Source organism: Yersinia proxima (assembly GCF_902170785.1).
Classification (GTDB): Bacteria; Pseudomonadota; Gammaproteobacteria; order Enterobacterales; family Enterobacteriaceae; genus Yersinia; species Yersinia proxima.
This window is the reverse complement of record NZ_CABHYG010000009.1, coordinates 162,950-176,732: the sequence shown is the minus strand read 5'-3', so window position 1 is coordinate 176,732 and position 13,783 is coordinate 162,950. Positions and strand designations below refer to the sequence as shown.

Below are 13,783 nucleotides of genomic sequence, written 5' to 3'. Positions count from 1 at the left end.
GCATAACGATTTTCTGGCGGCAGGTTGAGCTGATTATTTCTCCCCTAACCCCAAAGGGGCTAGGGCGTGGTACGGTGAAGAGTTTAGCTGTGTAACCGTTAATACGTGACTTCCACATCAGTGAAGGTAAAACGTTTCGTTTGGTCGTTGGCTTGAAAACCGATGCGAATAAAGACTCTCAAGGCCTCAAGATAAGCGTAGTCGCCGCTGGTTTCTCTCCCGTCACCGAGATCCTGCCTACAGATAAACTCAAGATAACGTCCTGGGAATTTAGGATTAAGATCAACGGCGTTACGCCATTCTTTACCGGCAACGCAAGTCTGGCTGAGTAATTTATCTTTTCCAGGGTTACCCCTATTTTCGATCTGGCTGTACGAAGCGTAAATCTCTTGCGGGTGCAAAGGGAGTGTAATTGTGCTATCCAGGGTTTTGCTGATCCATGGCTCGTCAGACATAATTTCCCATTTCTTAACATCCACCATATTGAACAGGCGCTGATATTGCGAATAGAACACAGCATTGCCCATCGTCATCTTTACGATAGTTAGTGTCGTGCCGTCCGGCTGGGCATCAATTCTGGCCATCAGCCCTATTCCGTCTTTTTCCGGGCCGTTTTGGGTATAACGGAGTGAGCGGAAGGCCGGTTTTTTCTGAGGATCGGCGAAGGTTTTATCAATGATATTTGTCACTTCAGCAGGAAGTGCGAAGCGTTGCAAGGCTGTCGGGATGTTGTGCTCAAAATCCGGCCGTGCAGGTGTATCATCGGCAATCTCTTTTTTACGCCAGACGAGCGTTCCGTTACCCGTGTAATGAGCGAAGTCTTTGATCGCGCAAAGCTCTTTTGCCACGCTTACCCTATTGGGCGACAGTGCCGTAAACGTAGCGTCTTTCGCGAAAACGCTGTCGGAGACAAAGCCCTGATTATCCAGTGAGAACGTCGTTAATGCCATGCCTTCAATTTTTTCACAGTTAAGCATAACGTCCTGAATCTTCACTGAATAGGGCGCACCATATTTTTCATCGTGATGGATTTTATTGTAATCCGTCGCCAGCCGCGTTTTCAGCATTGCCCCGTCTCGCAGGCTATTGTTTACATCCACAAACAGTTTTTCGCCGGGTTGATCCCACGAAGAAATACCAGCCCACATCGGCTCAGGAATATTCTGGTTACAAAGGTTCAGTTCCGGCTTTGTCATAAACAGGCTGTCTGCATCCGGTTCGAACAACGTGCCCGGCGTGTAGCGGTCAATAGAGTCCGTGCTGTAAACTCGCAGCCCTTTACCCGGCTGGATGTTCATAAATAGCAGTGTTTTCTCCTGAGTCTGACAGTCAGTGTGGAACCATATTTCACTTGTCTGGGCTGCCTGAGTGGTGACGCGATATGCCGCGTTTATTCCTTGCCCAATTCTGACGGTACTGGCGGGCAACCAGTCAATGCTTTTAATGGGCGCGGGGGAAGGCATTTCAATTGCAAACGCAGGTGCGGCGAGAATCAATCCCAGAGGAAGTGCGGCTATCCGTTTCATTGCTAGTCCGTGGCTGGAGTGCTGAGGGTAATGAAGAACGGTTATGATATCGTAAAAGCGTCGGTGTTATAACATCAGAAATGGGTGCCTTAAGGTGAGGCCGGATTAGTTTGTGGGCTACCGCGCCTGAACCGGACACTTTAATGCCATTTCTGCCTCAAGCATAACGTCAGTTTTCGCCACCCATTTTCAAAATAAAAGCAAAAAGCCCGCTTAAGTTTCCTTAAGCGGGCTTTTCTAATATGGCTCCTCTGACTGGACTCGAACCAGTGACATACGGATTAACAGTCCGCCGTTCTACCGACTGAACTACAGAGGAATCGTCTGAACGGGGCGCATGATATCTAGCATACCCGATACTGTCAACGCTAAATTAGTACATTTGGGTCGACTGCTCAGCATCTGAGCAAAGAAGATGTTTATTGCGGTTAAATAAAGCTAGCCAGGTGTTTTTATCCTTCCTCGCATCTGGTATTACCTAAAGCGGCGCGCCGATAACTAACCCATTGGAGATGAACTTTCAATATTTTGACTCTCGTTTTCCCAGCGTTTTAGTCTGGCCAGTGGATCCTGGCGATAGAAAGTACAGAAATGCCGATACACCGCCGGGAAACGGTTTTCCAATAGCTCAGGCGCGCTGAAAAAATATTCAGATAACACAGCAAAACATTCTGCGGGATCACTGGCGGCGTAGGCATCCATACTGGCAGCGTCGACTCCCACCATATCTATCTCATCTTGAATATTGTCCATCGCCTGGTGTAAGTCATATTCCCATGCTGCAACATCACGCATAGCGATAGGTGGCACGCCGTTTGAGTGCCCGCCGTTGCGCATATCCAGCTTATGTGCGGCTTCATGGATAACCAGATTAAAACCTGATAAATCGAATGAATCCTGAATATCTTGCCAGTTTAGAACAATCGGCCCTTGCTCCCAGCTTTGGCCGGACTGCACGGTTTGCCCAGAGTGAACCAGGCCTGCATCATCTTGCCAGTCGTCGTCAACCACAAAAGGGGAGGGATAAATCAGCACTTCATGAAAGCCATCTAACCATTTTGCGCCCAGTTCCATGACGGGTAGGGCGAATAGCAATGTCAGGCGTGCCTGCATCAGCGGCGTTAATTCTAATCCTTGTAGTGGCACCAGGCGCTTTTGTTGCAACAGGTGACTTGCGACAGAAACCAGCCGCTGTTGTTCCTCCTTATTTAAAGGTGCCAATAGGGGGATGTTCAGCGCTTCACGCCACTGTGCAAGCATCTCCGCTTGCGGTTGGTTTGCTTTCCACAGCCACTTAATCATCAGGTTGCTCACAAAGTGATAATTCAAACGTCTAAAGCAGGGAAGTGTTGTTGTAAACATGCCGCAAAAGTGGGCATGAACGCAACCGTTTCATGGAGAGATACCCGAGCACTTGAAAGGGCCGCCTCGAAAACCAGTGAGAAGCTCATCTTGCGGAGGAGTAAAATTTCTCACGCTCTTTCATTATTCAAGCACTTATAGAAAAAAAATTCAGCGATCCTTATCACAGTAAGTGGGTGAAATCGGGCGATATATCTTCGTCATACGTCAAGCTACAACTGTGTTAGCGGCTTTACTGCAACTCGAATAAGTGGCCTGATACACACTATAACCTTCAGCTCGCTGCGACCACTGTGGGCTATTTAAATATTTCTGGTTAATCGATTGTAAAATACAATCCCGCTTTTTAACTTTCCTTTATCACTTTTGTTATTTCGCTTTATCTGACTGCATTGCTAGCTTCTAGGTGCTTTACCAGGGGATTGCACAAAGAAAAAGTGGCAAATAACAAGTAGTGAATAAAAGGATAATAACAAGATGACAAAGAAGAAAACGCTGAATACCGCGATAGCTGCCGGTCTTTCTGGGCTGGTTTTATTTGCAGGTAGTGTCCAGGCACAAGCTGAAGCACTCTCCCTTCAAGGGAAAACAATCGGTGTGGCGGTGGTTGGCACACAACACTTTTGGGATCGCGAAGCCTTTAAAGGGGCATCCAGTGAGGTTGAAAAACTGGGTGGGAAAGTGGTGGCGGTGGATGGTGGGCGTGATAACCAAGTGCATGCCGATAACCATGATATTTTGCTGGCGCGTAAAGTCGATGCGGTTATCAGTATTTTGGGTGACAGTGCTGTTGAGCCTAAATTTAAAGCATTACAGGCGGCAGGTATCCCGATATTCACCGTCGACCATGTCTCACCTTATTCAATTAATAACACTACTTCCGATAATTACACTATCGGCAGCACCATTGGCCGATATACCGCAGATGCGTTAGGGGGAAAGGGCAATATAGCGGTATTTAATGCCTTCTCTAATTCATTGCGTATTTGTGGTATTCGTTACGATCTATGGAAATATGTATTGCAGGACTATCCCGGCATTAAAATTATTCAGCCGGAATTGGCAGAGCAATATGCTAACTCACCGGAAGATGCCCGTAAAAAGACACTGGAATTATTGAGCCAACATCCGAAAGGTACTTTGGATGCTATCCATGTTGCCTGCTGGGATCAGCCTGCTATTGGTATTGTGCAGGCATTGGAAGAGAGCGGGCGCGCAGGTGATGTTAAAGTGACGGCGATTGATGCCGGGCCAGAAACGCTGGAAATCATGGCAGAAAAGGGCAGCCCGCTGGTCGCCAACGTCGCGCAACAACCTAATCTGATTGGCAAAACTTCTGCGGATAACGTAGCACGCTACTTTGCCGGTGAAAAATTACTGCCACAAACCTTCGTCCCGGTGCTGCCAGTTAACGGGCCAGAAGAGGCGAAGGCAGTCTACAAGCAGCTTGGTTACGGCGATTTGAAATAACACCATGACATATTCTGCTTATTCAGGCACCCACGCCGTGGGGGGCCTTGAAATGAACAATATTAGAAAGTCGTTTCCGGGAACTCTGGCACTGGATGGTGCAGTGCTGCGGGTTCTTCCGGGAGAGATACACGGCCTTATTGGTGAAAATGGCGCTGGCAAATCAACCTTGATTAAGATTCTTGCAGGGGTTTATCAAGCGGATAGCGGCGAAATTATCGTTGATGGTGAACGGCTTAATCCCGTTACGGCTAAAACTGTTCACGCCAGTGGTATCCGCTTTATCCACCAGGAATTGCATTTAATCCCGCACTTTACCGTGACTGAATCCGTTTTTATGGGGCAAGAATTACGCCACCCGTGGCTGGGTTTGGATAAACGTGCGATGCGACAAAAGACAGAGCAATTTTTCAGCCAAATTCTGAATACTGAGATTAATGGCAATACCTTAATCAGCGAACTGAGTATTGCTGAACGCAAACTAGTACAAATTGCCCGGGCGCTGATTGATGGTCAGGCGCGGTTGGTGGTGTTTGACGAACCGACAGCCCCGTTGGAAGCCAGTGAAGCACAGCGGGTGTTTGCCGCAATCAGTGAATTAAAAGTACGTGGTATTGCCATTATTTATATCTCACATTACTTGTCGGAAATAACAGAGTGGTGCGACCGTGTAACAGTATTTCGTAACGGGAAGGATATCGAAACCTTATCTCCGGTAACGCAACAGGATATTGTGCCATTAATCCGTTTGATGATTGGCCGAGACCTTGATGCGCTGTTTGCCCCGCGACGCGCTAAAACGGCATTAAAACCCCGACTTGAAGTTAACCAACTGCGAGTTAATCGTGCATTTTCTTCTCTGAGTTTTCAGGTTGCTGAAGGTGAAGTCGTCGGTATCGCCGGTCTATTGGGGTCAGGGCGAGATGCGCTCATTGACACCCTCTACGGCCTGCAACGGCCAAGTAGTGGGAGCATCACTATCAATGGCAAGTCACAATCCATTCTCTCTCCCGCCCAGGCTATTGCACAGGGTATTGTGCTGGTGCCACGAGATAGACGCCACCAGGGATTGGTGCTGGAGATGCCGGTGACCGATAACATTAATTTGGCGTCATTATCCGATGTGGCCTTGGCCGGCTGGGAACAACGCGGTAAAGCGGCCGCACGCGCCAAGGAGCTGGCAAATCGTCTGCGTATTCGGCCGAATAATCTTCGCCAACCGGTTCGCTTTCTCAGCGGTGGCAATCAACAGAAAGTGATTTTAGCCCGTTGGCTGGCAACCGATGCCAATCTGTTTATTTTGGATGAACCAACATTGGGTGTGGATATGGGGGCCAGAGCTGAGATTTATCAATTGGTTGAATCATTGGTGGCTAGCGGCAAAAGTATATTGGTTTCCTCCAGTGATGCCAGTGAACTTATCGGATTATGTGACCGCATTTTGGTGATGTTACGCGGTGAGTTGGTGGCAGAAGTTTCAACACAAGACTTAACTCAGGAGGCTTTACTGGCATTAACCACCGGCAGCACAGCCTCTACGTCGCCACTGTCAGAACAGGAGGCACAGATATGAGCCAACTCAGTCACGGGCAGGTGAAAAACAAGCCTTTTGTGGGCAAACGTTTCTTGCCGAATCAACAGCAATTTATTGATAACATACCAATATTACTGTTCGCGGCTTTATTACTTTTTCTTTGTGTACAGGCACCTTATTTTCTCGGATGGCAAAATATCACCACCATTCTGCGCCAGACCGTGCCACTGGCTATTCTCTGTTACGGTTTAGTTTGTGTGGTGACCGGCGGTGGAGATGATGTTGTTTCGGGTGGTATCGATATTTCGCTGCCAGCGATTGCCGTTTTGGCTGCGGCCATCATCAGTGATGGGCTGACCAATCAAGGTGCAGGTTATTTGACCATCGCTATCTGGGCGTTGGGTGCCTCATTACTGGCGGGTGCAGTCAATGCCGTGTTGGTGGTTTGGGTCAGATTGCCGCCATTACTGGCGACATTGGCCAGCTCCGTCGCCATTATCGGCATAGCTAACCTAATAACTCAGCAAAGACGTATAAGCGTGACCGATACCGCGATGGTGGCTTTTCGCGACAATCGCTACTGGCAATTGCCGGTTGCCGTTTGGTTTATGTTGATCATATTTGCCGTATTGCTCTTTGTTCTCTACCGAACTCGCTGGGGGTTACATTTGCAGGCGAGTGGCGGCAATCGCGAAGCAGCAGAAATGTCGGGTTTACCGGTTAAACGGCTGGTGGCGCAATCATACATGTTGGCCGCGCTCACCGCCGTGTTGGCCGCATTAGCGCTGGTGGCGCGTGGGTCTGGAAGCTCGCCTGGGACTGAAGAGTCATTATTGCTAGAAATGGTTCTTGCTACGTTTATCGGTTCTGCATTTTCACGTCGACGGATCGTGACGATTGGCGGCGCATTGCTCGGCGCTTTGCTAGTGAATGCGTTATCGAATGGGTTGGCGTTATTGCGCGTCGACATTTTCTGGGTTGGGGCAATAAAAGGTGCGCTGATATTACTGGTATTAGCGACCTCGGCATTGAAGTCTGGCGGGCGTTACTGATGAAAAATGTGAACATTCAAAACCGTCAACGGGTCTTGCCTGCTCTGAAGTACTTACTCATTCAGTATGGGTTTGTTTTAATATTAGCCGCCTTTTTTATTTTTTTCTCATTGAAAACACAGGCCTTTTTCTCGACTGGTAATCTGCAGAATCTATTACAAGGGAATGCCATCCTACTGATTGTAGCGCTGGCGATGACCTTGGTGGTGACGGCTGGCGGGATAGATCTGTCGGTCGGGGTGGCACTGGATTTTGGTGCAGCTTTTGCGCTTATCGCCCTCAAGCAATACCAATTATCCTGGCAAGTGGCGATATTTGCCGCTCTGGCGGGAGGCGCATTAATTGGCTTGCTAAATGCCTTCTTAATTGTTTGGTGTAACGTTAAACCTTTTCTGGCGACATTGGGGACTTATTTCATCGGCAGCAGTGTGGAGCGGATTTATACTGATGGCGGTGGGCCGATCGCTTTCCGGCGTATGGCGCAGGAATATCACAATCTGGCGGTGGGGTCATGGGCCAATATTCCCTTACCGGTGATTTTTGCCGGGGTACTGTTTCTGCTCTATTTTATCTTTTTTGAACGCACCATCTTTGGTAAGCGCATTCATGCACTGGGGCTGAACAGTCAGGCGGCAAATGCAGCTGGTATTCGGGTAAAACGCTATTTGTTCTGGACATTAATTATTACCTCCGTGACCTGTGCATTAGGCGGGGTGATCTTATCCGCAAACTTGCGCCAGTTTACGCCCCTTGCGGGTCAGGCCTATTTGCTGGATGCCATTGCTGCCGTATTTATCGGTACGGCTTTTCATGCTCAGGGGCGACCGAATGTTCCAGGCACTCTCGTCGGCGTACTGTTTCTTGGCATGGTTGCCAATGGTTTAAATCTATTAGGCCTTGATTTTATTGTTAAAGATGCATTGACCGGCATTATTTTGGTCGGTGCGTTGGCACTGTCATTTATCCAGCGCAATCTTAAACGCTCCCAACGTGCAGTAGCATACGAATAAGGAAATGCAGTGAGTAAATTTGATGCGGTATTTGTTGGCCTGACCATTTTAGATATTGCCGGGCGTCCGGTCACCGGTATTCCTGAAAAGGGTGGGGTGCATTTTATCGATCAAATTCGTCTTAACCCGGCGGGGACTGCCAGTGGTGCGGCGATGAATGCCGCCAAGTTGGGTATTCATACCGCGACTTCTGCTTGTCTGGGAGAGGATGAGAAAGCCGATTTTATTCTGAGTGTTTATCATAAGTTGGGGATTGATAGCTCGCTTATCCAGCGCACCACGCAAGCAGAAACCTCAGCCACAATTTTGACTATTCGACCCGATGGTGAGCGCCCTGCATTGCATTGTCGAGGGGCCTCTGACCATTGGTATGTCGACGATACTGATTTTGATAGGGTATGTGATACCCGATTTTTACATCACGGCGGCAGCGGGTTGCTGGCTGCGATGGACAAAGGCCAAAGCGCGCGACTTTTGCATCATGCAAAAAGCAAAGGCGTGGTTACCAGTTTTGATCTCATCGCGCCCAACTCACAAACGCTATCATTATTAAAACCCATGCTTGCTGCTATTGATTATTTTATGCCAGCATTAGAAGAGGCTGCTTTTATCTCTGGTCTGGATAATCCGCAGGATATTGGGCAGTTTTTCCTCGATTTAGGCGTGGGTACCTGTATTTTTAAAGCCGGGGCGCAAGGGTCTTATGTGATAAGTTCGCACCATAATTTCCGTGTGCCCGCCTATCAGGTGGCCGTGTCAGATACGACCGGCTGTGGTGACAGTTACTGCGGTGGATTTATTGCCGGGTTAGCTAATGGTTGGTCACTGGAACAGGCTTGTGAACTCGGTTCAGCAGTCGCGGGATTAGTAGCAACCGGTTTAGGATCGGATGCCGGAGTGGTGAATTGGGCGCATACGCTTGATTTTATGGCACATACCCCCAGATTGAACTGAAAAGCACTGCTCACTAATAGCGATATAATAAAGGTTCATTACGTAGAAAACGTTCAATGTCCTGTGCAATCATGGCGGTATGTTTAACCAGAGTCTCATGAGTAGCACCTGCAATATGTGGCGTGATAACCACATTATCAAACTCATGAATAAAAGGGTGATTGGCGTGGATCGGCTCATGGGCATAGACGTCTAATGCCGCACCGGCTAATTGTTTGTGCCGCAAGGCATCAACTAAATGTTGCTCAACGACCACCGCCGCGCGTGACGTATTGATAAAATAAGCCTCTGGTTTCATTAGTGAAAACAAGCGTGCATCAATTAATCCTTCGGTTTGCGGGGTGACTTTCACATGTAGAGTGACAAAGTCAGACCGACTGAAGAGCAGCTCCAATGTGGTTTTGTGGATGCCTGGCTCGTCCAATTCGACCTCTGAAACATAAGGGTCGGCTACCAACAGCCGCATGCCGAATGCTCGCGCAATACGCCCAACGCGCTGCCCAATACTGCCATAACCGACAATTCCCAAGGTTTTATTGCGTAATTCCACGCCCTTAAACACTTCATAAGGGCTGTCTTTGGTTACATCCCACACCACGTCAGTCTTAAGCCCGGCATTGCCCGGTGTAGTTGCAGTGAATTGTCCCCGTTTTAAAGCGCTATGGGCCTGCGGAATGTGGCGGGCCAGATTCAGCATCAGTGCAATTGTTAATTCTGCCGCTGCATCGGAATTGCGCCCCGGAGTATAAATAACCGGAATTCCCCGCTCTGTTGCCGCATTCACATCGATATTGACCGGATTGGCACGAGTGCAGGCAATGAGCTTCAGCTGCGGGCAGGCTTTAATCACATGGGCAGTAATATCATCATAACTGGTGACCAGAAAATCAGCATCGTGGCCGAGTGCAATCAACTGTTCTTCACCCAGTTTGGGTTCTCCCGCCGCCCAGCCACTGATAACCAGTTCGCCAAGCTGATGGAAATGGTCCAGACTGCCGGCATATTCTGCGGTAAAGAGCGTTTTCATAGATTGTCCTGAAATTGAGGAAGATGTTTAGCAGCATTAAGTTTGCTTAAGGCCTGTTCTCTGGCTTGCCAAACGGGCTGTAGCGCGTCGCGTAGTTGACGGAAAACAGGGTAAAGTGCGTTATAGGTAGGCATTTGTTGTGGGTCGGGAGCGCAAGCCGTGATGTCATCGAGTGAATCTACCAGAGAAGCTGGTTGTCCGATGGCTTGAGCTGCCAGCATGGCGGCGCCACGGGCACCCAACTCTTTTACTTGCTGGGTGATGACCTCGCGGCCGGTGCAATCAGCAATAATTTGCAACCACAGTCTGGAAGCCGCACCACCACCGGCCAAATACAAACGTCCACCCGCAGGATAATCAGCGAGAGAATCCTTAATGGCATATGCCAGACCTTCAAAAACTGCCCGTAACAGGTGGTGGTCAGTGGTGTGTTGACTGATCCCGAAAAAACCGGCGCGCGCTGATGGGCTATAAAATGGTGCCCGTTCGCCATTAATATAGGGTTGATAAAATACCCCGTTACAACCGGCTGGCACGGCTTCAAGTTGGGTGCTGATTTGCGAGAAATCGTTGCTGTCGGTCAGTTGTGACAGCGCCCAATCAATATTGGGGGTGCCGGATTGCAGAGCAAATAGATTGATGTAATTGCCACTTAATGCATGAGGAATAAAGCGGGTTTGTCGATTAATCCGTGTGAGATCATTGCAAACAATGCCGGTACAGCAAGTGGTGCCGAGGATGGTATATACATCGCCATGATTCACTGCCCCTATTCCTAGTGCGGTTGCCGACACATCCAGCGCACCGGCACAAACAGGTATACCCACGTCTAATCCGGTAATTTGCGCGACCTGCGTGGTGATGTGACCTGCAATAGCGGCTGATGGCAACAACGGGGGGAATAATCGGGCAGTATTCGCTATTCCTAATTGCGACAAAACCTCATTTGATAACTCACCGCGCTGCAAATCGAGTAATGAGGTGCCGGTATCACTGACTTCCAGCCAGGATTCTCCGGTTAGTTGATAGCGAATCCAGTCTTTGGCAAAAAAGAAGCGGTCTGCTTGTGCCAATGTTTCAGGTTCATATTGCTGTAACCAACGGAGGATCATGCTGCTATTGCATGGCAATAACGGCGTGCCGCTGATGGCGAACAGTTGCTCTTCCAGACCCGGTTGCTGCTTAAAATACTCAACCAATGCGGCGCTACGTGTGTCACTCCACAAGATAGCATTACGTACCGGTCGCCCCTGTCTATCAACTAACCAGACACCTTCTCCTTGCCCGGTTATGCCAATAGATCGAATTTTATTTCGCCGTAATAAAGGCGAGTCCATCACTGTTTTCAAGGTGGAAATCACCCCAAGCCAAAGGCTTTGCATATCTTGTTCTGCATAGCCGGAATGGGGAGATAAAGTGAGATTATTGACCGATGCAACCAGACACTCATTAAAATGAGCGTCAAATAGTACTGATTTTACTTTTGAGGTTCCTACGTCAATTCCGAGATAATAATCCATCGGGTATTACCATTATAAAAGTCATAATGTTCTGAGTATAAAGGGCTGTGCGCTTAGTAAGATACTGATCCAATATGCTTTTTATTGGATAGCAAAGTTAAAAATTAGCTTAGGGTTACAATAAGGAAAATGACTGAAATATTACGCCATCTCAATATTTAACTTTAATGAAAATGGAAAGGAATATGGTTAATTAAAAATATAATGGCTAAAGCAGATTTTCTATCTTAATCAGTGAATATTGGAATGCTATTTATATGTTCTTACAGATAGTTTAGGCCATGTAATATAAAGATAAGTCTGAATTTAAAATTGAATGGTTGATTTTATTTATTGATTTAATTCGTGTTTTTTTGTTTTTTATAGAAGATGTATTCGGGTTCTTCTCTATTTTTTCTGATTAAACGTAGATTAATGGACTTTATTCACCGGAGTCATGTGGTAGCGTATTGCTACGCGAGATATTTCCCACACTAAGTTTTGCTGGTGGTGTTAAGTTACGGTCCCTGTTACGCACTAATAGTGATGAGTCAGTCGATACGAGAAGCGGCCGATAATGGCCGCTTTTGAAGTCATGAGGGAACGGAAAGGGCTAGTTGTCTTTTTTCTTGCCAAATATTTTCAGTAAGGCTCCAACGGCACAACCAATCACTACACCCAAAATCACCCATTCAGTAAATGACATATTCAGACCCTTTTATTCGTTTGGTCTGATTATATAAATTATTCCCTACTTGTCCATGTCTGCTCGTCCCAACATTGATAACACTCTGGCGTTATAGCTTCGCCAACATCTCTCGGGTGACCAATACAATACCGCTGTCCGAACGATAAAAACGGCGAGCATCTTCATCTGCGTTTTCACCAATGACCATGCCTTCGGGGATAGTACTGGCGCGGTCTACCACACAGCGGTGTAACCGACAAGAGCGTCCCACATTGACGTCGGGGAGTAATACACAAGAATCGATATTGCAAAATGAATTAACCCGCACGCGGGAAAATAGTACCGAGTTGACCACCACTGAACCGGAGATAAAACAGCCGCCGGACACCAATGTATTCATGGTCATGCCATGACTGCCAGAGCGATCCTGAACAAATTTTGCCGGTGGCAATGGCTCGGCATAAGTACGTATTGGCCAATGTGAATCATACATATCCAGCTCTGGTGTAATAGCCGCCTGATCGAGGTTAGCTTGCCAATAGGCATCTAATGTTCCGACATCACGCCAATAATCAGGAGCGTCGGGTGAAGTGGAGACACAAGATAATGAAAACGGATGTGCCCAAACATGACCCTGTTCGGTGATTTTCGGCAGAATATCTTTACCAAAATCATGGCTACTGTTTTCGTCCGCGTGATCACTTTCAAGTAGGCCAAACAGGAACTCCGCATTAAAGACATAAATCCCCATGCTGGCCAGACTGCTATTGGGTTTACCGGGCAGAGTAGGGGGATCTTCGGGTTTTTCCCAAAACATTTTCACCTGTAGCTGTTCGGAAACTTCCATCACACCAAAGGCCGTCGCTTCCGTCTTGGGGACTTCAATGCAAGCTACAGTACAAGCCGCACCACTTTCTACGTGATCGAGCAGCATGCGCGAGTAATCCATCTTATAGATATGATCACCGGCCAGAATTACCACATATTCAGCACGATAACGGCGGATAATATCCAGATTCTGGAAAACAGCATCTGCGGTGCCGGTGTACCAGTGTTCTCGTCCTTGACGTTGTTGCGCGGGCAATAAATCAACAAATTCGTTCATCTCTTCACTGAGAAATGACCAGCCATGCTGGATGTGTTGCACCAAGGTATGAGACTGATACTGAGTTATTACGCCGATACGGCGAATGCCCGAATTAAGGCAATTTGATAGTGCGAAGTCGATAATGCGGTATTTTCCGCCGAAGTGAACTGCGGGTTTTGCTCGGACAGACGTAAGGTCTTTAAGACGTGAACCGCGGCCGCCAGCAAGAATCAGGGCTACGGCTTTATTGGGAAGTTGTCTGGCCGACATAACTCTGTCGATATCGCCTGCTTTCCGCATGTCAGACTCCTTAATAATTTGTATGTATAGCCGCTGGATGACGGGCTATATCCATCAACCCTATTGCGCTAAATACTGTCCGGTTGGTAACCGGATTGATAGTGCGGGGTTATACCTCCTTTAAGTATTAGTGTTGTTAATAACATAATCGGCTAAATATCGTTCTAACAATGAGAAGCGAATCAAGTTTAGGGCGTTCCAGCTTAAAATTTTTCGTCTTTCTATCCCATTTGAAACGGATGTTTGTTGTTTTTCCGCATTGTGAGGCCCGCGA

10 protein-coding genes and 1 tRNA gene are annotated in these 13,783 nt (G+C 47.8%); 5 read left to right on the top strand and 6 right to left on the bottom strand.

Going from position 1 to position 13,783, the window contains the following annotated elements:
• Positions 1-98: 98 nt before the first annotated feature.
• From FTB31_RS07420 to mtfA, 3 genes are all read right to left on the bottom strand, one after another.
• A complete protein-coding gene (locus FTB31_RS07420; protein WP_077293771.1) occupies positions 99-1,526 on the bottom strand; it encodes a hypothetical protein in 1,428 nt (475 codons plus the stop codon).
• Positions 1,527-1,769: 243 nt separating this feature from the next.
• Positions 1,770-1,845: transfer RNA gene (locus FTB31_RS07415), tRNA-Asn, on the bottom strand.
• Between the two features lie 179 nt (positions 1,846-2,024).
• Complete coding sequence (gene mtfA, locus FTB31_RS07410) at positions 2,025-2,828, bottom strand: DgsA anti-repressor MtfA (RefSeq protein ID WP_227731253.1); 804 nt, start codon at positions 2,826-2,828, stop codon at positions 2,025-2,027.
• Positions 2,829-3,365: 537 nt separating this feature from the next.
• Between mtfA and FTB31_RS07405 the strand changes: the two genes are divergently transcribed.
• From FTB31_RS07405 to FTB31_RS07385, 5 genes are read left to right on the top strand one after another with little or no spacing between them, the layout of a single operon-like run.
• Positions 3,366-4,358 carry a sugar ABC transporter substrate-binding protein gene (locus FTB31_RS07405; RefSeq protein ID WP_050075330.1) on the top strand — a complete coding sequence of 331 codons (993 nt, stop codon included), beginning with the start codon at positions 3,366-3,368 and terminating at the stop codon, positions 4,356-4,358.
• Between the two features lie 4 nt (positions 4,359-4,362).
• On the top strand, positions 4,363-5,931 hold the full coding sequence (locus tag FTB31_RS07400) for a sugar ABC transporter ATP-binding protein (RefSeq protein ID WP_050075331.1): 1,569 nt from the start codon (positions 4,363-4,365) through the stop codon (positions 5,929-5,931).
• Entirely contained in the window at positions 5,928-6,944 is a 1,017-nt protein-coding gene (locus tag FTB31_RS07395) for an ABC transporter permease (RefSeq protein ID WP_227731252.1), read from the top strand. The genes FTB31_RS07400 and FTB31_RS07395 overlap by 4 nt, the downstream gene beginning before the upstream one ends.
• Complete coding sequence (locus tag FTB31_RS07390; protein WP_175631687.1) at positions 6,944-7,954, top strand: ABC transporter permease; 1,011 nt, start codon at positions 6,944-6,946, stop codon at positions 7,952-7,954. Before FTB31_RS07395 ends, FTB31_RS07390 begins: the two co-directional genes overlap by 1 nt.
• 9 nt (positions 7,955-7,963) lie before the next feature.
• The gene (locus FTB31_RS07385) at positions 7,964-8,908 is read left to right on the top strand and encodes a carbohydrate kinase family protein (protein WP_227719566.1); all 945 of its coding nucleotides are present in this window, start codon (positions 7,964-7,966) and stop codon (positions 8,906-8,908) included.
• Between the two features lie 13 nt (positions 8,909-8,921).
• Here FTB31_RS07385 and FTB31_RS07380 read toward each other — a convergent pair whose 3' ends face one another.
• The 3 genes from FTB31_RS07380 to glgC all read right to left on the bottom strand — a co-directional run bounded on the left by FTB31_RS07380 (position 8,922) and on the right by glgC (position 13,509).
• Positions 8,922-9,935 (bottom strand): 2-hydroxyacid dehydrogenase, encoded by a 1,014-nt coding sequence (locus tag FTB31_RS07380; RefSeq protein WP_077174917.1) that lies wholly within the window; start codon positions 9,933-9,935, stop codon positions 8,922-8,924.
• Positions 9,932-11,455, bottom strand: coding sequence for an FGGY-family carbohydrate kinase (locus FTB31_RS07375; protein WP_077174918.1), 1,524 nt, complete (start codon positions 11,453-11,455; stop codon positions 9,932-9,934). Before FTB31_RS07375 ends, FTB31_RS07380 begins: the two co-directional genes overlap by 4 nt.
• A 776-nt stretch (positions 11,456-12,231) precedes the next feature.
• Positions 12,232-13,509 carry a glucose-1-phosphate adenylyltransferase gene (glgC, locus tag FTB31_RS07370; RefSeq protein ID WP_050075337.1) on the bottom strand — a complete coding sequence of 426 codons (1,278 nt, stop codon included), beginning with the start codon at positions 13,507-13,509 and terminating at the stop codon, positions 12,232-12,234.
• Between the last annotated feature and the right edge of the window lie 274 nt (positions 13,510-13,783).